The 21,736-nt window shown below is 29.3% G+C and carries 20 protein-coding genes; 12 read left to right on the top strand and 8 right to left on the bottom strand.

From position 1 onward, the window contains the following. The first annotated feature begins 284 nt into the window (after nucleotides 1-284). The 3 genes from IC173_RS15970 (at nucleotide 285) to IC173_RS21030 (ending at nucleotide 3,901) form a co-directional block, all read left to right on the top strand. Nucleotides 285-1,139 (top strand): helix-turn-helix domain-containing protein, encoded by an 855-nt coding sequence (locus IC173_RS15970; RefSeq protein WP_227855848.1) that lies wholly within the window; start codon nucleotides 285-287, stop codon nucleotides 1,137-1,139. A gap of 251 nt (nucleotides 1,140-1,390) precedes the next feature. Further along, nucleotides 1,391-3,508: a 3'-5' exonuclease gene (locus IC173_RS15965; protein WP_227855847.1), complete on the top strand. Its 2,118-nt coding sequence runs from the start codon at nucleotides 1,391-1,393 to the stop codon at nucleotides 3,506-3,508. Between the two features lie 114 nt (nucleotides 3,509-3,622). Continuing rightward, the gene (locus tag IC173_RS21030; protein ID WP_413927197.1) at nucleotides 3,623-3,901 is read left to right on the top strand and encodes a DUF4368 domain-containing protein; all 279 of its coding nucleotides are present in this window, start codon (nucleotides 3,623-3,625) and stop codon (nucleotides 3,899-3,901) included. Here the strand turns inward: IC173_RS21030 and IC173_RS15955 are convergent. The 4 genes from IC173_RS15955 to IC173_RS15940 form a co-directional block, all read right to left on the bottom strand. Continuing rightward, on the bottom strand, nucleotides 3,885-4,238 hold the full coding sequence (locus IC173_RS15955) for a hypothetical protein (protein ID WP_227483366.1): 354 nt from the start codon (nucleotides 4,236-4,238) through the stop codon (nucleotides 3,885-3,887). The two genes, IC173_RS21030 and IC173_RS15955, sit on opposite strands and share 17 nt — an antisense overlap. A 59-nt stretch (nucleotides 4,239-4,297) precedes the next feature. Further along, nucleotides 4,298-5,083: a type II CAAX endopeptidase family protein gene (locus IC173_RS15950; protein ID WP_227435340.1), complete on the bottom strand. Its 786-nt coding sequence runs from the start codon at nucleotides 5,081-5,083 to the stop codon at nucleotides 4,298-4,300. A 56-nt stretch (nucleotides 5,084-5,139) separates the two neighbouring features. Further along, complete coding sequence (locus tag IC173_RS15945) at nucleotides 5,140-5,805, bottom strand: TetR/AcrR family transcriptional regulator (protein WP_227483365.1); 666 nt, start codon at nucleotides 5,803-5,805, stop codon at nucleotides 5,140-5,142. A 571-nt stretch (nucleotides 5,806-6,376) separates the two neighbouring features. Further along, nucleotides 6,377-8,620 carry an excinuclease ABC subunit UvrA gene (locus IC173_RS15940; RefSeq protein ID WP_227855846.1) on the bottom strand — a complete coding sequence of 748 codons (2,244 nt, stop codon included), beginning with the start codon at nucleotides 8,618-8,620 and terminating at the stop codon, nucleotides 6,377-6,379. Between the two features lie 335 nt (nucleotides 8,621-8,955). On the opposite strand from IC173_RS15940, the gene IC173_RS15935 reads away from it, so the two are divergent. The 4 genes from IC173_RS15935 to IC173_RS15920 all read left to right on the top strand — a co-directional run bounded on the left by IC173_RS15935 (nucleotide 8,956) and on the right by IC173_RS15920 (nucleotide 14,271). Then, nucleotides 8,956-9,672 carry a hypothetical protein gene (locus tag IC173_RS15935; protein ID WP_227483363.1) on the top strand — a complete coding sequence of 239 codons (717 nt, stop codon included), beginning with the start codon at nucleotides 8,956-8,958 and terminating at the stop codon, nucleotides 9,670-9,672. 28 nt (nucleotides 9,673-9,700) lie between these two features. Further along, complete coding sequence (locus IC173_RS15930; RefSeq protein ID WP_227483362.1) at nucleotides 9,701-10,636, top strand: penicillin-binding transpeptidase domain-containing protein; 936 nt, start codon at nucleotides 9,701-9,703, stop codon at nucleotides 10,634-10,636. A gap of 294 nt (nucleotides 10,637-10,930) precedes the next feature. Next, nucleotides 10,931-11,614, top strand: coding sequence for an ABC transporter ATP-binding protein (locus IC173_RS15925; protein ID WP_227435330.1), 684 nt, complete (start codon nucleotides 10,931-10,933; stop codon nucleotides 11,612-11,614). Continuing rightward, entirely contained in the window at nucleotides 11,611-14,271 is a 2,661-nt protein-coding gene (locus tag IC173_RS15920; RefSeq protein ID WP_227483361.1) for an ABC transporter permease, read from the top strand. Before IC173_RS15925 ends, IC173_RS15920 begins: the two co-directional genes overlap by 4 nt. Nucleotides 14,272-14,400: 129 nt before the next feature. Here the strand turns inward: IC173_RS15920 and IC173_RS15915 are convergent, their stop codons facing one another. The 4 genes from IC173_RS15915 to IC173_RS15900 all read right to left on the bottom strand — a co-directional run bounded on the left by IC173_RS15915 (nucleotide 14,401) and on the right by IC173_RS15900 (nucleotide 17,356). After that, entirely contained in the window at nucleotides 14,401-15,582 is a 1,182-nt protein-coding gene (locus tag IC173_RS15915; RefSeq protein WP_227483360.1) for a sensor histidine kinase, read from the bottom strand. Further along, nucleotides 15,582-16,244 (bottom strand): response regulator transcription factor, encoded by a 663-nt coding sequence (locus IC173_RS15910; protein WP_227435324.1) that lies wholly within the window; start codon nucleotides 16,242-16,244, stop codon nucleotides 15,582-15,584. The genes IC173_RS15915 and IC173_RS15910 overlap by 1 nt, the downstream gene beginning before the upstream one ends. Before the next feature lie 114 nt (nucleotides 16,245-16,358). Further along, complete coding sequence (locus tag IC173_RS15905; protein ID WP_227435321.1) at nucleotides 16,359-16,556, bottom strand: hypothetical protein; 198 nt, start codon at nucleotides 16,554-16,556, stop codon at nucleotides 16,359-16,361. A gap of 161 nt (nucleotides 16,557-16,717) precedes the next feature. Then, entirely contained in the window at nucleotides 16,718-17,356 is a 639-nt protein-coding gene (locus tag IC173_RS15900) for a TetR/AcrR family transcriptional regulator (RefSeq protein ID WP_227483359.1), read from the bottom strand. Nucleotides 17,357-17,522: 166 nt separating this feature from the next. On the opposite strand from IC173_RS15900, the gene IC173_RS15895 reads away from it, so the two are divergent. From IC173_RS15895 to IC173_RS15875, 5 genes are all read left to right on the top strand, one after another. Beyond that, on the top strand, nucleotides 17,523-18,131 hold the full coding sequence (locus tag IC173_RS15895; protein WP_227483358.1) for an MBL fold metallo-hydrolase: 609 nt from the start codon (nucleotides 17,523-17,525) through the stop codon (nucleotides 18,129-18,131). A 97-nt stretch (nucleotides 18,132-18,228) separates the two neighbouring features. Next, nucleotides 18,229-18,960 carry a PadR family transcriptional regulator gene (locus IC173_RS15890; RefSeq protein ID WP_413926960.1) on the top strand — a complete coding sequence of 244 codons (732 nt, stop codon included), beginning with the start codon at nucleotides 18,229-18,231 and terminating at the stop codon, nucleotides 18,958-18,960. 101 nt (nucleotides 18,961-19,061) lie between these two features. Continuing rightward, nucleotides 19,062-19,820 (top strand): ABC transporter ATP-binding protein, encoded by a 759-nt coding sequence (locus IC173_RS15885; RefSeq protein ID WP_227483357.1) that lies wholly within the window; start codon nucleotides 19,062-19,064, stop codon nucleotides 19,818-19,820. 3 nt (nucleotides 19,821-19,823) lie between these two features. After that, nucleotides 19,824-20,564, top strand: coding sequence for an ABC transporter permease (locus IC173_RS15880; RefSeq protein ID WP_227483356.1), 741 nt, complete (start codon nucleotides 19,824-19,826; stop codon nucleotides 20,562-20,564). After that, nucleotides 20,564-21,616 (top strand): ABC transporter permease, encoded by a 1,053-nt coding sequence (locus IC173_RS15875; protein WP_227483355.1) that lies wholly within the window; start codon nucleotides 20,564-20,566, stop codon nucleotides 21,614-21,616. Before IC173_RS15880 ends, IC173_RS15875 begins: the two co-directional genes overlap by 1 nt. Nucleotides 21,617-21,736: the final 120 nt, after the last annotated feature.

The raw sequence follows: 21,736 nt of genomic DNA, 5'->3' as shown, positions 1-21,736 counted from the left end.
AGTGTATATTTAAAAATAAAGAAATATTTATATAAAGAAGAGTATTTCAAGAGAATATTAAGAATCTCAAATGAAATACTCTATTTTTCTTTTTTAATGATTATATTATATGAAAAAATGTATATTATTAAGTTAGAAATATGTAAGAAAATTGAAAAATAGGTTACAAGATGAGATAAACATATAAAAAATAATTTTCACATTATAAAAAATAGCAAGATTTATTAAATATGACTAAGAAGTAATTGATATAATGTCTCATGGATAAAAGGAGGAGAGCTGCAATGTTTTATAAAGTAAATAATGTTATAACTGCTATTGATTATATAGAGGAGCATTTATCAGAAAAGCTGGATTTAGATATAGTTGCTAATGCTGTTCATTATTCAAAATATCATCTACATAGAACTTTTACAACTTCTGTTGGGTTGACAATGCATGATTATATAAAACGAAGAAAACTCACAGAGGCAGCAAAACTATTAGTATTTTCTAAAAAAACAATTATTGAAATTGCATTGATAGCTGGCTATGAAAGTCAACAAGCATTTACTTCTGTATTTAAAGATATGTATAAAAAATCTCCAAATAAATATCGAAAAGAACAAGAATTTTATCCTTTGCAGCTAAGATTTGTTTTGAAAAAAGAAAATCTATTTTCAAAAGATATATCGGAATTAGAAAAAGATATTACACTTGCTAAAATATCTGATATACCATCATGGATGAGTTTAGTGAGATTAGTCATAGATGGATTCCCAAATTTACAGGAGGAAGAATATATCTCTCAATTAAAACAATATATTTTGGAAAAAAGAGCCTTGATATTAAAATTTAATAACATTGCTATTGCAAATATGGTATTTAATAAAGAAACTGGGAGCATTGACTTTTTTGGAATACACCCTCAATATCGTAATTCAGATATTGCACAGGTGTTTCTAAAAAAGGTTATTGAGAATTTTTTGATAGATAAATCTATCTCAATCACAACTTTTAGAGAAGGAGATAAAGCTGATACAGGACATCGGAATATGATAAAGAAGTTAGGTTTTGCAGAAGCTGAATTATTGACTGAATTTGGGTATCCTACTCAAAAATTTATTCTGTCTTCTAAAAATGAAAAAGACACTGAATAGTACTAATAATCTATTGTATTAAAAAATAATTTTACATTTTTAGGTGTATTTATTTTGCTGTCCATGTTTCTCATAACTTTGATTATAAATATAAGAAAATGTATTTTTTATTTAAAAAGAAATATAAATTTTGAGGCTGAAATTTAAAACAAAAACTAAATTTGAATCAAAGAGCAAGAATGATTAAAAAATATAAAATTCAATTCAGTATAATGATTTAAGATAATACTTAATTGGCAAGGAGGATTCAAATGTCTAAAAATCAGCAATTAGAAAGTTGTAATTCTATTACATCCAATCCTAAACATAATATATCTGGACAAGAGATGGAGTTAGCAACATCTTTTCCAGATGAGATTGCATATCTTATAGATATAAATAATAAGCTGGATAATGCTTTGGAGAATGCAGAAAATTCAGTTGATAAACTAGATAAAGATTACATGGATGCTAAATTATATATGGTAAAAAATCGTGGAGAGATAGACCCACATGAAATGTTCCAAAATGAACTGGCACTAAAGCAAATAGATAGTTATGGGGCTTTTATGGTAAAAGTTCGAGACAAGATTGCTAAAATGAAAGATTCGCCATATTTTGCTAGGATAGATTTTCAACTAAAAGATGAAGGTTATGATTCAAAGTATTATATTGGTCGATTTGCATTTGATTATGAAAATGAACTTCTAATACTAGATTGGCGTTCTCCAATGGCCAGTATGTTTTATGATTGTGAGATAGGACCAGCAGGGTATAATGCACCACTTGGATGGATAGATGGAGAAATAACACGTAAACGACAGTTTAAAATTAAAAATGGAATACTGGAGTATGTACTTGAAAGTTCTATGAATATACAAGATGATATTCTTCAACAGGAACTTAGTAATACTTCAGATGAAAAGATGAAATCCATTATTTCAACAATACAAAAAGAGCAGAATCAAATTATTAGAAATGACAAGGCTGACACCCTCATTATTCAAGGAGTAGCTGGTTCTGGAAAAACATCTATAGCCTTACATCGAATTGCTTTTCTTCTTTATCGATTTAAAGATAAGATATCAGCAAATAATGTAATTATTCTATCACCTAATAAAGTCTTTGGTGACTATATTTCTAATGTACTTCCTGAACTAGGAGAAGAGCCTCTATGTGAATTAAGTTTTGAAGATATAGCAGAAGTTCAATTAGAGAGGATTATTGATTTTGAGGGAGAAAAAGATTCTCTGGAAGTAAATGATGTACAATGGGAAAAAAGAGTACGTTTCAAGTCTACACTTGATTTTTTAAAGCTTATGGATAAATATATAAAGCAAATGCCAAATATGGTCTTTATTCCTAAAGATTACACTTTTGGAGGTTTTATAGCTAAAAGTGACTGGATACTAAAAAGATTTGATGCATATAATAAATATCCAGTTAAGCGAAGACTGGAGATGGTAGCAGAAGATATTCATTATAGATTTGAATCAGATAATATTATGGAAGATGACTTACCAAAAGTAAAAAATATACTGAAAAGTTTAAATAGAATGCTAACAATAAAAAATACTCTAACAGTGTATAAGGACTTCTTCAAACAGATGAATATTCAAGATATGTTTGTAATGCCATCAAAGAATACTCTTGAGTGGGCAGATGTATATCCATTTATATATCTTCATGCTGCATATGAGGGATTACAAGAAGACAAAGTGATAAGACACATTGTTATTGATGAGATGCAGGATTACACTCCTATTCAATATGCTGTAATAAACTTGCTTTTCAAATGTAAAAAAACTATTCTTGGAGATTTTGGACAACTAATCAACCCTAATCATTTACATACATTAGATGATATGGTACAGATTTATGATGGTGGAGAGTTAGTAATGTTAAACAAGAGTTATCGTTCTACTTTTGAGATTATTAATTTTGCCAAGAAAATTCAAAATATAACTTCGCTGGAGGCTATTGAAAGACATGGTGAGGAGCCTGTTGTGATTAAATGCAGTAACGAATCAGATGAGATAGAGAAGATAAAAATGGAGATTGAGCAGTTTGAGGAAAGCAACAATGCTACCCTTGGTATTATACTAAAAGCCAACAGCGAGGCTAAAGCAATATATGATGTTATTAAGCAAGAATATGATGTTAATTTAATATCTCCTGAAAGTTCTAGTTTTATAAAAGGTGTATCAATTACTTCTATTAAAATGTCAAAGGGGCTAGAGTTTGATGAAGTTGTTATTCCTTCAGTAAATAATAAAACATATTACAATGATTACGACCGTAGTTTATTATATATTGCCTGTACACGGGCTATGCATAAACTTAAGCTTACATACACTGGAAATTTAACACAGTTGATAGAACTTAATTGAGATATATAGTTTACATTGTAAAGATTGATTTTTCTAACTTATTATGAGGTATCACACCTTGCCACTCAATTACTTGAAAATCTTATTTCATGTGCTTTTCCGCTTGTGCTCTTAATGGGGGAGCTTATTGACCTCATTGACAAATACAAAAACTTTGACACCATGACAGCAACTATGCTTAATGAGTTTGTTGAAAAAATTCTTGTTGTGCATGAGCGTTACCGCAAGGGTAGCCAAGAAGGTAGTCCTCCAATCCGAGGATATGGCTGGCTAAGGGCGTATATGCCCTTACCAGAAGTTTATCAAGGCAGGAACCCGTGTCGCCATTATTTGAAAGAAACTGGGGTAGCATTTACGCTTCTCCAGTTTCATCAATTTATTTTATCGTGTTAATAAGTTTTTTCGTTGATATTATATCTGTTTGAATAATTTGTGCACTGTGCTTGACGTTGCAAATAATATATGTAGGCAAGTCTTGGGATTTCAAAATTTCTATTTGATTTGAAGTACCTATATTGCTTTTTTCAAGATATTCTAATCGTTTTGTAAGAATATCAACTGCTTCTTTTCTATCTAAGAATTTAATAAAAAAAATAGCAATCATAAAAGGAACAAGGTTATAATTAAAAATTTGAATAAATGATACAAGTGTACCTTTCAACTCAATATAACCTGTCTTAGAAAGCAAATAAACGGTTTTGTCAGGTATATTTGCATTTTCTTTAGCCATATGAACTCCTTACAGCTCAGCAAACTTGCGTTTCGATATGAAGCATTGTATCTTCTGAGTTACTTCCAAGACAAATTCATCTGTATGTAAGCAATCATAGCTAAAATAACTTGGAGACCCAGCAGCACAATTGATTTTGCTTGTATTGGCTGGATAAGAAGGTCCATTGTGAATAGACCACCAATCGCATTGCACCACGCATGAAAACACACACAGATCATGACACTTCCAGTCAGCCTGTATAAGACTGCCAACATAAAAGACATCGCGATACACCAACACAAAAACGAGATGAAGTTCATGGAGGATTGGTTTGCGTTCTGTAGCAACCAGAGCGGAAGATGCCAAATGGCCCATATCACGCCTGTGAGAAGACATGCAGCAAAAAAAGGGAGTTTTTGCTCTAATGCTGGCTGCAAAAAACCGCGCCAGCCAAGCTCTTCCAATCCGCCGCCTATAATCATGAATGGAAACATAAGGAGTATCGTATACCAAGGCTTTCCTAGATATCGATTGCAAAGGATATTGATCACAATCTGGCTGGCAAAGAAAATAGCAACAATCAGGGCGCGAGAGCTGGATATATGATTGGTTCTGACGATACGTTCACAAAGTTCTTTAATCCCGTGAATCTGTCCGCTTTTTTTAAGAAGAATCGTAACAGCATAAGCTGGAGCAAATCCAATTGAGAAACCAACTAGTAAGTAGTATACGACAGTTCCAATCGGTTCTGCAAACCATTCAAGCCGTTCGCCTATTATGACGATTGTTGTAGCACTCCATGCAATTAAAAATACAAGCAATAAGTATTGTAGTATTGGTTTTTTCTCATAATAATTCCACATCAGCATAACCTCCTCATTGTAAATAAACTATGGACTCATTCTTGTTGTCCTTATTTTCAGACTGACTGGTTACTGCTTCCCAACATGAAAAGGACAGATGTACACAGGCTGAACAGTAATCCATCCGTATTCAACTGAATATATTGCATAGCAGGGTAGCACCTTGTTAGAATCAAGTCTCTTTCGATTCCGCTGAGACATACTGTAATGAAAGAATATATTTCATCTAACGTCTGTTTAGGAGAGAAATAGCCTTTTTGTATTTGCTCTTCAATATATTGATATGCTTGCGTTTGTAAATAATCGCTATGGGATGCAACCTTTACATTTGCCCGAAACCTCTGATAATATTGCTGGTCGCTGGCAAGCGTAGAAAGCATTTCATTTAAAATCTTACCGTACCCAGTGATGCCAATCATAATCGCATCAAAATATAGCGAAAACAGCTGCTTTACAACATCTTCTGGAGAATGTCCTGAGTGCAGTATTTCATCAACTTTAGCAGACACGTCAATAATTGATGTGTCTCTGTTAATGAGGGCAAATAGGATATCCTCCAAATTAGTAAAATAACGATATACAAGCCCGTGACTAAAGCCTGTTTTCTCAATAATATCTTTCATTTTAACTGTATATACTGGCTTGGACATGCAAACATCAAATGCAGCATCCAGTATCTGATCCCGTTTTTCCTCCAAATACTGTTCATTTACTTTTGGCATTACATAAACCTCCCTTAAAATGACTTTATCGTCATTATTATATGATATACTATACTCTCTTTTCTATGTCATGTCAATGTTAAAATGACGAATGTGTCATTTTAATATTGTGGATGTGGTCCAGTCAATCGCAGGCAACATAGCTGTTAATAAAACTGCGGCTGGTATCAGGTAGAACGAAGTGGGAATAGGAACCGAAAACGACGTGAAGACAAATGATTGTGTGGTAAAGTAAGTCGGAACATGAAGCTTAGCACTAATTAAAGCAATGTATCCGCTACTATATCAAGGAGGAGGCACTTTAAACTACGCCAGCACTGGATAAAACGATTTTTCCCTTGTTGATTTCTGATAGGGGAAATACTGAGATTTTGTTAATCATTTTGTTAATTCTATAGATTAAAGTGTCTTCTATAGAATTAACAAAATATCAGAAGTACTATTTGAGGTAATTAGAACTGTACAAGCCATAAATAAAATATATAATTATGTGTATTTTTATTCTATACTTTAATAGATATTTTTTAAAATAAAAAGCATTTTTTCTGTAGTTTTATTTACACCATTGTTCTTATTTTTTTATTGATTTTCTAAGAAAGTCTGATGTTATAGTATTACCTTTTTTTAACATTTCTGATGGAGTACCTTCAAATACTACCTGACCACCATTTTTACCACCATCAGGTCCAATATCTATCACCCAATCTGCTTGCTTTAAAACATCTAAATTATGTTCAATGATAATAATTGTATTACCTATGTCTACTATTCTTTCAAAAATCAACATAAGCTTGTCAATGTCAGACATATGAAGACCAGTAGTTGGTTCATCTAGAATATATATAGTACCTCTTTTATTAAGATTTTTTGCTAGTTTAATTCTTTGACATTCTCCGCCAGATAGTGTACTAAGTGGCTGACCTAAAGTCATATAAGATAATCCAACATCTTTCATAGTTTGTAATATTTTACAAAGTTTCTTTTCCGTAAAGAATTCAAGTGATTCATCTACTGTCATGGAAAGAACTTCAACTATATTTTTACCCTTATACAATTTTGACAGGACTTCTTCATTATATCGAGTACCTCTACAAGCTTCACATATATTAATAACAGGGTCCATAAATACCAGTTCTGTAACAAGTACTCCTTTTCCATTACAAATAGGACAAGCCCCTTTAGAATTAAAGCTGAATAAACTTTCACCAACATTATTTTCTTTAGCAAAAAGTTTTCTTATTTCATCAAAAAAACCAAGAAATGTAGCTGGCATAGAGCGATTTGTAGTCGTGATAGGGTTTTGGTCAATTTTAATAACATCTTTTTCATATTTTTTTGCAAAAATACTAGAAATCAAAGTACTTTTTCCAGAACCAGCAACTCCAGTAACAACTGTCATGATTCCAACCGGTATATCTATATCAACATTTTTTAGATTATACAAACAAGCTCCTCTAATGGGAAGAAAGTTTTTTGGTTTACGAGTATTAGATTTTAGAGATAATGACAAATTCATAGCTTTTGAAGTAAGTGTATTTGCTAGAAGTAATTCATTATAGGTACCTTGAAATATAATATTTCCCCCATGTTTACCAGCATTTGGACCAATATCTATAATCTCATCTGCTATAGATATGACATCTTTATCATGTTCTACCACCAGAACTGTATTTCCTCTGTCTCTAAGTCTTTTTAATAATTGATTCATACGATGTACATCTCTTGGGTGCATTCCAGTGCTGGGTTCATCAAAAATATAGGTTAGACCTGTGAGGCTACTTCCCATATAGCGTACAAGTTTTAATCTCTGAGCTTCTCCTCCAGATAGAGAAGTTGATTCTCTATTTAGATGTAAATAAGGAAGTCCAATATCAATCATTCTTTTCAAGCCATCAGTAAGAGTATCTACAACAGTTTCAACTCTATCATCATTTATTTGAGAGAGTAAATTGTAAAGTTCAGTAAATTCCATATTACTCATATCTGCTATAGAATACCCTAAAATAGTGCAGTTAAGAGCATCTTTATTTAATCTTTTTCCATGACATTCAGGACATTCCTCATCAGTTATAAGTCTTTCTGACTTTTCTTTGGTGTGTTTGCTCATATTGCTAATATCTCGATTTAGATATGTTTGATTGTATTTATTAAAAATACCTTCAACTTTTGAATTTTCAGGTTTGCTTTTTCCATCTTTTGAGCCATATAGCAATAAATTATATTCCTCCATAGAATAATCCTTCAGAGGTTTATCTAAATCAAATAGTCCAGATTCAGCATACTGTTTCCAATACCATGAATTAGGTTTAAATAGAGAGTCATTTACACAACCTGCATTCCATGAATTTTCAGGATTTAGAATAGACTCAATATTAATCGCTTTGACTCTACCAATTCCAGAACAGTTTTTACACATACCATTTGGGTCATTAAACGAAAAATATGATGTTGTTCCTATATATGGTTTGCCAATTCTAGAAAATAATAATCTTAGTGAAGAATACAAATCGCTTATAGTTCCTACTGTAGAACGTGCATTGCCACCAAGAGGAGACTGGTCCACGATTACAGAAGCAGTTAAATTATCAATCAGTTCTACATGAGGTTTTTTGTATTTTGGAAGTCGACCTCTAATAAATGCTGAATATGTTTCATTCATTTGTCTTTGTGATTCTGCCGCAATTGTGTCAAATACAATACTTGATTTTCCAGAGCCAGAAACTCCAGTAAAGACAATGATTTTGTTTTTTGGAAGTTTAAGTGAGATGTTTTTTAAATTATTATGTGTAAGTCCCTTTATTATGATATCTGACATAAATACTAAGCCCTTTCTTTATATATTTTAGTAGCATAATTATATTATGTAGTTATATTATAATAAGGTTAAAGTTTATTTTCATGATATATTCTGCTATATTACAGATATTATTTTTAAATTTACTTACAGTGTAAACAGTATTAATTAGTATGCTACATATAAAAACAAAACTCCTATTATAAAACTTATTTAGAATTTAGTAAAAATAAGCTAGTTTAAAAGATTTAAATAACTTGACTTTTAAAACTTACTATTGTAATATTTTAAATATTACAATGGTAAGTTTTAGGTGTATACTCAGACATAATTTTACTACTTGAAAGGAGAGAACAATGTTACTGATAGTTATAATAGCTGTTTTTATAATAGCTTTAATCAACATAATTATATTAGGTAAAGAAAATATAAAAGGAATAATTATTCCTGTAGCTTTATTTCTTGTAAGTGACTTCTTATTTCTTTGTGGAAATATTATATTGAGAGGAGGAGTGATTTTACTATTCATAGGATTATTTGCAATACCATTAATGTTGATTGCTTTCATATGGATTTGTGTACATATTATTAAGCTACATCTTAGAAAAGATTTAAATAAAAGAAAAGTAATCGGATGTATAGTTTGTACTTTTATAAGTATATCTACTATATTTCTTCCTAGACCAAGTGAAAGTTTTAGATTCCAACTTTACAAAAAGGATTATATAGAGGTTGCACAAGCAGTCTTAAAAGCATGTGATGAAAAAAAGTTAAATTCTGAATATAATCTAAATATTAAACTTGGCAAAAAGGAGTTAGAAAATATTTTTTCCGAAGAAGTAGTAAATAAAATAAATAAGTTAAATAGAAATGTAGATGTAACTAAGATAGTTGGTAATAAAAAATCAGTTTGTTTTTTCTTTGGAGCTGAATTACAATCTGTTGATGGGATTGTATTCTTTAAAGATTTAAAAGGAAATAAGCCAGAGTTAGATTTTACAAATAAACACATTCAAGCTCCACGTTTAGAGTATATGGCAGATGATGTCTATTATTTTAAAGGAGGATTATAAATATACATATATAGGGAAGGAGTAAGATATGAAAAGAAAGACAAGTTTTATTTTAATAATTATTCTATTAATCATTGCATTTATAGCAAAACATTCAATGGAAAGTAATCAAAAGAGTAAAGAACAAGATATTAAGAGTAACAATACAAATTTTAAATCAAATGAATTGGATAGTAAAGATAGTACACAACAGAAAAAAGATAAAGTTAATGTAGTTGATTATAGTAATTGTTTTAAAGATGTTAGTGGAGGGGCTGTTTTTTATAGTAGTAAAAATAAAGAATATAATATATACAATAAAGAGTTAATTGAAACAAGGGCTTCACCTTGTTCTACTTTTAAAATAATTTCAACATTAATTGGTTTAGAAAAAGGAATAGTAAATTCAAAAGAATCAGTTATGGGGTATAATGGCACAATTTATGAGATTGAAGATTGGAATAGAAATCTTAATTTGGAAGAAGCATTTAAAGTATCTTGTGTTTGGTATCATAGAAAACTGATGAATCAAGTTGATGCTAAATTTGTTCAAAATACACTAGATAATCTAAAATATGGGAATTGTGACATTAGTGAGTGGGAAGGAAATTTAAAAAATGGAAGTAAAGATTTAAATGGGTTCTGGTTAGAATCTTCATTAAAAATCTCTCCCAAAGAGCAAACACAAGTATTAACTAAAATTTTTGAGGGTGATACAAGTTTTAAAAAAGAGAATATTAATCTCTTGAAGGAGATTATGAAAATAGATACAAATGATAAGAAAATAAATGTATATGGTAAAACTGGAACAGGATTTGATGAAAAGAAGCAATGTGTTGATGCATGGTTTGTTGGGATGGTAGAAAATGAAGATGATAAATATTACTTTGCTATTAAATCAGATGATTATAATAAAAAAATCGGAGGACCAAAAGTAAAAGAGATTGCAATTGATATAATTAAGAAATATTACAATACTATATAATAGACATAACTTTATACTAAAATATTAGGTAGATTTAAGGAACTATGCAATGAATTGATAAATATATTGCATAGTTTTTATTTTATTTATATTATTTTAAGTATATGTAAAAGGATATGAGCAAAATTTTAATAAAAAATAATCTTATATTGGTTAAAATTTATAAGGTGTTTATGTAAAGTATCATATTTAATTGAAAAAAGTATTTTGAGAGAGAGTCAACATTTAGTTTGAAGTGTCACTATAATGTCATTTTGGATTGCTAAACTTTAACTATAAAGGAGATGATTATATATGGAAATACTAAAATGTGAAAATTTAACAAAGACATATGGCTCAAATCAAACTATGGTGACGGCTCTTAATAATTTGAATTTATCAGTTCAAAAAGGTGATTTTGTATCCATAGTAGGAGCCTCTGGTTCTGGAAAATCTACATTACTCCATATGCTTGGAGGAGTAGATAGACCTACATCTGGAAAAATTTATATTGAAGATACTGAGATAGCAAGCTTAAAAGAAGAAGCATTGGCAATTTTTCGACGCAGAAAAGTAGGGCTTATATATCAATTTTATAATCTTATACCTACTCTTGATGTTAGAAAAAATATATTATTACCAATGTTACTTGATAAGAGGAAAGTGGATGAAGATAGGTTTTCGGAAATTGTATCTACCTTGGGATTAACTGATAGGCTAAAACATCTTCCAGGTCAACTTTCAGGTGGGCAACAGCAAAGAGTAGCTATAGCTAGAAGTTTAATATATAGACCAGCTATTTTATTAGCAGATGAACCAACAGGTAATCTTGATAGAAAAAATTCTGAAGAAATTGTAGATTTACTAAACTTATCAAATAAACGATTTAATCAAACAATACTTCTTATTACTCATGATGAAAAAATAGCATTAGAAGCAAATCGCATTATAACTATGGAAGATGGTATGATAGTTTCTGAAAAGGTGGTGAAGAAATGAATATTCTTCAAGAATACACCTTAGATTTTGTACGTCGTAATAAGCGTAGTAGTATAGCTATAATGTTGGCTATATTACTTACTACAACTATGATGTCTTCTTTATGTGGATTATTATATACAATGTGGAGTGATTTTATAAGACTTTCAGTTGAGAAAGAAGGTAATTGGCATGGAGAATTATTTGATGAAACTCATGGAAGTGACTTATCATTAATTGAAAATTTCTCTTCAGTTGATGATGTGATGATTAAAGGACCATGGTATGTAGGTAAAATTAATGATGATAAAAGGGATTACATAATTTATAGAAATGCCACATCAGAATATTGGAATTCTATGCCAGAAAAAGACACTATACTAGAGGGGCGTCGACCAAATAATGCTAATGAAATTGCACTCTCAAAACAATATTTTGAAAGTAATCCAAATGTAAAAGTTGGTGATAAGATTACTATCCCAATAGGAGATAGGGTTTTAAATGAAAATTATATTGTACCTACAGCACCAACAGCAAAAGGTGAAAGTTTTAGAAAGATTTCAGAAACTGTGTTGACAATAGTAGGGAAAATAGATGTTACTACTTCATCAGTTGTACCTGCATATACAGCTCTTGGTTATCTTGATAGATCAAGTATAAAGCCTAGTGATAATATTACTGTATATTTGCGATTTAAAAATATTAGAGGTACATATAAAGAGCTTCCAAAGCTTGCTAAATCATTAGGATGGAAAATGAATGAATATGGAAAATACAATCTTAAGTATAATAGTAATTATCTTTTAAAAAAGTTAGTCTTTTCTCCAGAACAGAAAGCATCTATGAACAGTATAGAAAAATTTTCAACACCTCTTATGTATTTAACAATAGCAATCTTTACAGTGGCTGTATTTGTAATGGTGATTTATAATGCTTTTGCATTATCAGCAAATGCTAGACTTACTCAATTGGGCATACTAGCTAGTATTGGAGCATCTCCAAAGCAGATTAAAAAGTCTGTAGTTTTTGAAGGTTTTTTATTGACAATTATTCCTTTACCTATAGGCTTATTTTTAGGGTGGGCATTGTGTAATGGCCTTGTAAGTTATATTAATTCAGTAAATATTAATATTGATAATCAACAGGTAATCTTTACTTATGGTATTCCTGCTTTCTTACCAGCTGTTTTACTTACAATAATAACAGTATGGGTTTCCGCACTGATACCAGCACGTAGAGTATCAAAACTAGCACCTATAGAAGCAATCAGACAAGGTGATAGTGTTAAAATTAAAAGTTCCAATAAATACTCATTAACAAGGTTATTTGGTATAGAAGGAGAACTTGCAGTAAATGCGCTTCGTGCCCGTAAAAAATCTTATCGTACTGCAACAATATCTTTAACACTTTCTTTTTTATTATTGACAAGCTTTCTAAATATAATTGCATGTCAAAAAGGTGCAGAGAGTGTTTATGGTAGTGATATTTATGCGAGTCAAAGGGATATATCATTGTATTTGGAAAATAGTGAACCTACAGAAAAACAGTTTTTAGAGCAATTAAACAATACACAAGGTGTAGAGAGTTCATTATATTATCTAAAAATGTCTGCAGCAACTTGGTTAACTGAAAAAGATGCTTCAAAAGAGCTTGCAAAGAGTGGAGGATTTAAAAATATAGTCTCAGCTAAAAAATATTCTCCTATAGAACGTGATGGTAAGTTTCGTATCACTTCAACTATGATTGGACTTGATGATGAGAGTTTTGCAAAATATTGCAAACAACTTTCTATAGACCCTAAACCATATTATGATACAAAAAATCCAATTTCAATTGTATATAATCGTGAGGAAGATGTTGAGCGTAGTACACGTAGGGATAAAGTATATATAGATTATTTAAATCTTTCTGTAGGAGATAACATTACATTAAATGAAAAAGTATATGATGAAGATGAGGGAAATTATACTTTTAACATGAAAGTAGGAGCTATTACAGATACACTTCCACAAATAGCAGAAAGGCTTGGTAGATACACACTAATTCAAGTAGTACCAATGTCTACAGTACAAGATATGTCTAAAAATTACCATGAAAATCGTAGATTAAAATCAAATAGGATAACAGGGCTATTTAAAATAGATAATCATGATAATATTTCTAAAGTAAGAAAAGAGTTTGAATCTATTTGCAACCAATATTATGGGTCAGGTGATTATAGGATTAATGATGTTGTAGAAAATGAAGAGTTAAGTGATAGTGGACAAATAACTATGAATTTAATAGTAGGATTTATTACAGCATTGTTAGCTGCAATTGGCTTATCAAATGTATGGGCGACTGTTTCAGGGAATCTTAGAAGTAGGCGACAAGAATTTGCTATGTTACGTTCTGCAGGATTGTCTCCAAATGGCATGAAAAAGATGATTATCTTAGAAGGATTATTTTTTGGTCTTACACCATTATTACTCAGTATTCCTGTGCAAATAGCTATATTGTATGCTTTCATCCATATAAATGAAATAAGTTTTATGGAGTATTTATTATTTGCACCAATATCCATAGTGACGAGTTTTACCATATTGATACTTATTGTAGTAATAGCATCGTATATTATGGGATGTAAACAATTAAATAATGAAAACATAGTAGAATCTATAAAAAATGAGACAATATAAACAAGATTTATTTGAATATTTTTTAAAAGCAACTTTAAATAATATTGTGTGTAAGTTATAAATAATGTATAAATGATAAATAAGATATAATGTAACTGGATTATAGGTGTTTTCCTATAATCCAGTTTTTTATGTATAAAACTTAATTATGAATTTTGCACCACCATGATGACAATTTTCTGCATGTATAGTACCATTTTGATTTTCGATAATAGACTTTGATAGAGCAAGACCTATACCAATGCTGTATTTGCTAGCATTTTTACCACGATAAAATCGATTAAAAATATATGGCAGGTCTTCTTGAGCAAAACCTTTACCATTATCTTCTATAATAATTTCAATGTATAGAGGATTTTTACTATAATAAGCAACAATCTGTCCACCATCTTCTACATGTTCACTACAGTTTTTAAGAATATTTAAAAGAGCTTCCAAAGTCCAGTTAATATCAATGTTAAATTCTACAAACGAAGAGTCTTCAATAAGAAATGTCTGGTTTTTTTCTTTTAAAATTTCTTCTATAGGTTCAACTGCATGAGTAAGAAGAGAATGGACATCTATAAGCTTACTTTCAAATATTAAAGTACTTGCATCTAACTTTGACAAAGTAAGTAAGGATGACACCAATCTTTCTAATCTTAATATTTGATTTGTAAGTCTGTTGAGGTAATCTATTTCTTCCTTGGGACAACTTTCTGCAAGTAACTGTGCCATGAGCGACATAGAAGTAATTGGAGTTTTAAGTTGATGTGCGATATCTGCAAGATTATCTGAAAGAGTTTGTCTTTCTTTTAAAGCAAATTCTTTTGAGCAACGAAGTTCTCCCACAGTTTTGTATATCTCGTCTTCAAGATGTGAAAACTCATCTTCACAACGTAAAAGTACAGATTCTTTTCCTAAATTTACTTCTTCTAAATAGCTCGTAAGCATATTTATTCTATTCATATTTTTTCTTTTTTCTCTATACTGAATTATAAACATAACTATAGCCATTGTTGACACTATAATAAAGGACACTATCATGAAATAAAAAAAGTTTTTATACCAAAATGTATTTTTAGTATAACCATGTTTTAATAAAATCTCATTTCCCACATTAAAGTCATGAGAATCTGAATTTTTTAGTGATTCTAAAATATGTTCTGTAGATTTAGGATTAAGTTGATAGGATGTACCAATGGTTTTAGCTATCATATTATATTCTTCAGAAGAAGTTACAGTTGTTAGAATTATACTTAACAAAATAGTAATAACTAAACAGAATACTATAAAAATAACAGTATTATTGATATATTTTTTTATTTTCACTAGCTGTCCTCCATTCTGTATCCTATACCTCTCAAGGTTTTTATACAGGATGGATTTTTTAGTTTTTCTCTAAGTCGCTTTATTGTAACAGTAAGAGTATTATCATTTACAAAGTTGCCATCTATATCCCAGAGCATTTCTAAGAGTTTTGCACGAGTAAGTGCTTTATTTTTATTCTCCATTAGACTTAGGAGTAGTTTGTATTCTCCTGCTGTCAAAGAGATTTCAATATTGTCCAAATATACTTTGACTTCATCTTTATTCAATCTTATATTTTCACATGTAAGAGTGCTAGTAGTGTTAGAATGAGTACGTCTAAGTACAGCATTAATTCTAGATTGAAGTACTGAAAGTAAGAATGGCTTAACCACATAGTCGTCTGCACCCATATCCAAACCTTGTACAATATCTTTTTCATCATCGCGCACTGTCAAAAATATCACTGGAATATCTCTTATATTTTTAACATATTTACAAAATTCATATCCAATCCCATCAGGTAAATTTAAATCAAGTAGAATTAAATTGATATCTTTATCAAATTTTTTCTTAGCTTCAGTGATTGTACTATAACAACAAACTACATGGTTTTTCTTTTCTAGGGAAGCTTTTATCCCAAATGCAATTGTATCATCATCTTCTAAAAGAAGTATTTTTGCCATTTATTTTCAGTCCTTTCATTTAAAAGAAATTATAGTGTAAAAATATGGTTATCAGCATAAATAACTAACTGCTTGTGTGATATTGAATATTCAGTTACCAAACTGGAATTTGTTTTAATCTTTACTATTGCTCTTTTCTATAATAGTTCCAAGACCAGCTCCTACTATCATTCCAAATACTAATCCATAACACATAGATATTCCAGTTTTTCCTTGAGAGATACCAATCGCAAAACCGATAGCAATACCAATACCTGCACCTATAAACATAAATAAAGTAACATAACTATTTCTTTTATCTTTTTCTTCCATACACAGCCCTCCAACGTAAATTTCTATTTATACAGATATTATACAGATACACAAAATCATACACAATGGAAATCCTTGTTCTACAACAAAGTTATCATTTTATCCTCTAGATTATCCTGCACAGAAAATAAAATTCCTGTCAAAAAACTTATAAATTAAAACTACGCTTTAAGTGAATCTATCAAAAGACCAAGAGTGGTTTCAATAAATTTTTTTTCTTCTATATTAAAATTGTTGAGATACGATTTTCCTGTTATAGATAATAAATTAAAAAATCCTGTAAGTGTAAATATTGATGAATACATAAGAGTGGGTATCTCAATATCTGACCTAATACTTCCATCAACTTTTCCTATTTCAAATAGTTCTTGTATTTCTTCAAACATAAATTTATTGAAAGAAAAAAACTTTTCTTTAAAAGGTATCTCTAAGTCTGAGTTTTTAGATTGTACAAGTCCAATCATTCCCATTAAAGCTAGTAAAGAAGGCTCTTTACAGTAGAATTTATGAAATGCAGAATATGAAAATTTTAATCTTTCAAATCCAGTTTTACCTTTTGAACTTTCTATTTTAACACTATCCCAAAGTCTTTTATACCCTCTTAGTACAACAGCAAAAAACAAATCTTCCTTGCATGAGAAATATTTATATATAGTACGTTTTGTATATTCTGTTTCCTTTGCTAGTTCATTCATAGAGGTGTTATCAAATCCATTAAGACAAAATAATTTTTCTGCTTTGACAACAATTTCATTTTCTCTTTGGATTTTTTCTTTATCTCTTTTTGATAATTCTGGCATATAAGACACTCCTTTTTACTGATTCCATTGATAAAATAGTATACTAGTGGCATACTTATATAACAACGGTATACTATTGCGAATAAAATTAATGTAAAGCACTATAATTTATTATAACTTTACTAATTAATTATATAGGTAAAATATAAAAAAGGGGGATTTATTTATGCAAATAAAAGAAAATATCTTGTTGTTAGATAGTACTCGTGGTGCAAATTGTTTTATTGTGTTTGATGAAGAGATTACATTGATAGATACAGGACTTCCTTTTATGGGGAATGGTATAATTAAAGAATTAAAAACACTTGGGATTCAACTAACTGATATTAAGCATATTTTACTGACTCATCATGATGTTGACCATATGTCTAATATTAAGTTATTGAAAGAATATACAGGAGCAAAAGTGTGGGCTCATATGGAAGATATCCCATTTATTATAGGAGAGAAGGATAGACCTGGATTCAAAAAATTTATTGGAAAGACAATTGCAAAAAGAATTATTAAAGATATAGAGCCTTATAGAGACAATATGCAAGTTGGAAATATAAAAATTATTCATACACCAGGACATACACCAGGACATGTTTGTATGCTTTTTGAAGATGTTTTGTTTGCAGGAGACTTAGTTAAGAATAAGAACGGAAATATAATTCCATATCCTAATCTGTGGAACTGGGACTCTGAAAAAATGATGAAATCTGTAAATGAGTTAGAAAATTTAAAATACAACTGGATATGTATGTCTCATGGAAGCCCTTGTACTAAAGAATAAAAATAATAACTTATGATACATTATTTAAAATAATAACTATTGACTATATACAACGTTGGTGATAGTATAATATCCAAGATAGAGTATAAGGTGGTGAATTTTTCTGATACGTACTTTAATTTTATATTATTTAAATATTAAGCCAACACATGGATATGAAATTCAAAAATTTTTACAAGTTTCTGGTGCAGATAGATGGACCAAAATACAATCTGGTTCAATCTACTATGCTTTGACAAAGTTAGAAAAAGATGGATTAGTTAGAGTTTTGAGAGAAGAAAAAAATGGTGCTAGAATTCGTAAGATTTATGAGATTACACAAAGTGGTAAAGTGGAGCTAAGAGAAGAACTACAAAAAGAACTGCAAATGCCTATAGTTCCAATAGGTTCAAATAAGTTTTTGTTGTATAATATTTTAGATGTATTACCAAGAGATACTATACAAACCAATCTTGAAAAGCATATAAAGCATCTGATAGAGCAGAAAAAGTATTGGGAAAACTGGAAAGAAATTAAAAAGATTGATAAAAAAAGCCTTCCAACAGAAAGAATTGCCTTTGATATGACAATTGATAATTTGAATTATCAAATACTATGGCATGAGGAAATACTAAATAATATTGATAAGTACATATCTGTTGGTTATGAAACACAGAACGTCATTAAATCTATAGATTTTTCAAATATAGAAGAAGATTTTTTATTTGCAAATGAGGCAACAAGTGAACTATTAGAGGTTCAAAAACTCAGAGATGAAATAATTAATAATCCAGACAAAGCTATAGAAAATATAGATAAAATAATACTAAAATTACAAAATAAAAAATAAGTTTATTCATAATAACACGGGTCAAAGACTCGTGTTTTAAAAAAACAATATATACAACATTGGATATATAATATTGGTTAAAATATTAGGAGGTTTTATAAATGGAAAATGTACTATTAGAGATTGAAAAGTTATCTAAAAGATATAAAAATAAGGAAGTTGTATCAAGGGAGAGTTTTAAAATACTAGAAGGGGACATTTTAGGTTTTATTGGGCCAAATGGAGCAGGAAAAAGCACCTCTATTAATATGTTTACTACGATTTTATCTCCAGATAGTGGCGATATATATTATAAAGGTAAAAGTATCAAAAATCAGCAAAATGTTTTTAAAAGTGCTATTGGTGTTGTGCCACAAGAACTGGCAATATATGAAGATTTAAGTGCATATGATAATGTTAAATTCTTTTGTTCATTGTATGGTTTTAGAGGAAACGAACTCAAATCTCGAACTAAAGAGGCCTTAGAGTTTGTTGGACTTTGGGGTAGACACAAAGAACTTCCATCAAAATTTTCTGGAGGAATGAAACGCAGATTAAATATAGCTTGTGCAATCGCACATAGTCCTAAAATTCTCATTATGGATGAGCCAACAGTTGGAATTGACCCTCAATCGAGAAATAAAATTATGGAAGCAATTAAAACGATTAATAAGAATGGTACAACAATTATTTACACTAGTCACTATATGGAGGAAATAGAAGCTTTATGTAATAGGATTATTTTAATTGATGAAGGAGTAATTTTAGAAGACTTAGATAAGAGCGTATACAAAGATAAGTATTTAAAACTTGGTTTCAAGACCTTGGAGGATATTTTTTTATATCTTACAGGTACAAATTTGAGAGATTCGGAGGAATAATATATGAGATATTTTTTACCATTGTTTAGATTAGGAATAAAGAGAAGAAGTAAAGATTTTTTTATTTTATTTTATAATATTGTTTTTCCATTAATAATCATAATGTTATTAGGATATTTAACATCAAAATCTTATGGAACAGAATTTACATCATATAACTATTATACTATTGTCACAATACCATTTTGTGTACTTATGGGAATTATTAGTGTTTCATATGCGGCACAAGATGAGAAAATTTCTAGTACATCATATCGTTATATGATTTCTCCTATTTCTATAACAGCACTAGTACTTTCAAAACTTTTTTCTTGTACAATTATACTTTCACTGTGTAATGTAATAACTTTAATGATAATAAAAAGTGTTTTTCAGATAAGTTTTGGTGGAAATTTTTTAGTTATTATTTTTCTTTTAGTGTGTGAATCAACTGTAGTATCAGCTATAGGTTTATTTTTAGGTCTTGCATGCAAAACCTTAGATATACTACGTAATATCATTAATATACCAATAGTGATTTTTGGTTTCTTAGGAGGAGTATTTTTTCCAGTTAGTTCATTAAACCCAATTGTTTCATTAGCAATTAATATATCACCATTGACTTGGGTCAATAGGAGTATAGTTACTTGTATTTATGATAATAATTTTCAACCTATTTTTTATATATCATCTATATTTGTAATGATAAGTATTTTAATTACAGTACTTACAGTTAAATTTTTTAAAAAGGAGGCATTTATATAGTGAACCTAATAGGTATTTTTAATAATAATTTTAAAAGAAATATAAATAAAAAATCAGGATTTTTAGTAACACTCTTATTTCCAATAATTATAGTAATACTTGGAGTAATGGCAAACTACATAAGTAAACCACCTTTTAATATTGGTATTTTAAGTGAGTATAAAAATGAGCAAGTTTTAAATGAATCTGAAAAGAATATTTATACAGATATGGTTAAGGCATTAAAAAGTACTCAAGGAATTGATGTTGAAACTGCAGATTTTAAAACAGTTAAAACTGATATTATAACTGGAAAATATTCTGCTGTTATATATTTTAATAAGGGTAATTTCGAACTTTATTCTATAAAAGATAAAAGTACAAATAATATATTAGAGTATTTAATAGAATCATATAAAGAAGATTCAACACCTATAAATATAAGTAAACTACAAGAAAATACATTAGGGGTTTTGCAAAGAATAATTGCTTTTATTGTATTATTTTTAATGATAACATCTACTATTACAGCATCAATGATTATTAAAGATAAGAATTCAGGTACATTTACAAGAATATTATATTCACCACAAAATATAAGAGGATATGTGTTAGGGAATATGCTATATAACTTTGCAATCACATATTTTCAATATCTAGTTTCTATAACTATTATTAAATTATTTAATATTGATATTAGTATCAGTTATATAAATTTACTTTTAATGGGTGTATGGATATCGGCTTTGGCAACTTCTTTTGGAACATTTGTATCTTCCTTGTTTAATAAAGAGATGTATGCAAATTTATTTGCTACTGGTATATCTCTTATATTATCACTTGCTGGTGGTTCATTTATTCCAATTGATAAAATGCCTACTATGTTGCAAAATATGAGTATCATAAGTCCTATACGATGCTTTATAAGTATTTCCACTTACATGGAAGATGGGAAAGGATGGTTTTCTAATATGAACTATATTTATATTTTAACAGCAATAATAGTAGCTTTAATTTTGTTAACTGTGGGATGCACTAAAAGAGTAAAATATTTAAATAAAATTGAGAACTAAATAAAATTAAAGAAAAAATAAATAGTTATAATTAAAATAAGTAAACAATCACATTATCCTATCAGTGCAATGTGATTGTTTATCCTAGATTATAAATATTATAATACATGGTTATAATAC

The organism is Clostridioides sp. ES-S-0048-02 (assembly GCF_020658495.1).
Lineage (GTDB): Bacteria > Bacillota > Clostridia > Peptostreptococcales > Peptostreptococcaceae > Clostridioides.
This window is presented reverse-complemented; position numbering and strand designations above follow the sequence as displayed.